Origin of the sequence: Secundilactobacillus paracollinoides DSM 15502 = JCM 11969, from assembly GCF_001311135.1 — a bacterium.
Lineage (GTDB): Bacteria > Bacillota > Bacilli > Lactobacillales > Lactobacillaceae > Secundilactobacillus > Secundilactobacillus paracollinoides.
Map to the genome: position 1 here is coordinate 1 of NZ_BBAG01000161.1, position 850 is coordinate 850.

The 850-nt window shown below is 42.0% G+C and carries 1 protein-coding gene; it reads left to right on the top strand.

Annotated elements, in window-relative coordinates; translation table 11 throughout:
- The coding region (locus JCM11969_RS16795) for an IS30 family transposase (RefSeq protein WP_054713024.1) at positions 1–841 on the top strand (841 nt) is incomplete at its 5' end.
- Positions 842–850 lie beyond the last annotated feature (9 nt).

Sequence of the window (850 nt, forward strand, 5' to 3'; positions counted from 1 at the left end):
TTCCCCAAGCAAAGCAGATAATGACTATCATCAAAAGCGGCAGAATTGTCACAAGAAGCGGCTATTAGACAGCCATCCACAATTACGCCGTCAAATTGTTCATTACATCTTAGATCTGCACTGGTCACCAGAGCAGATTACCGCTCGCTTTAATAAGGAACATCAATGGTGTGTTAGCTACAACACAATTTACCGTCATATCTATCAACACAATTTAGGTGAGAAGTACTCCTCACGTGGTGATACCGGTATTCAGCGCCATCTCAGACATAAACATCGGACTCGGCATTCAAAGAATACTAGACGACATCGAGAAGTACAGACCGACTATATCTCGATCCATGAGCGCCCTGGTTTTATCAACCAGCGTCAACGTATAGGTGACTGGGAAATTGATACTGTGATTGGTCGAACGGGTCACTCCATCCTTTTAACGATTGTCGATCGGCTTAGTCGGCTTACGCTTATCAAAAAGGTTGTGCAAAAGGACTCGCAGGAGATAAATAAAGGCTTAGTTGAACTGTTAGGGGCCATTCCTAAAGAATTTGTTCATTCTATTACACCAGATCATGGGACCGAATTTCTTCATCTTGATGAAATCAGCGAAAGGTTAGGTGTTACTGTCTATTGGCCCGATCCATATTCGCCTGAACAGCGTGGAACAAATGAGAATACAAATGGATTAATCCGGGAATATTTTCCCAAGCGAACAGATATTGATAATTATACAGAACAGGACGTTGAACACTGCCAAAAGCAGTTAAATCAACGTCCTCGCAAAGTGTTAAACTATGAAACCCCATATGAAGTATTTTTTGACAAACCGTTGCACTTAGTTTGACAATTCGCC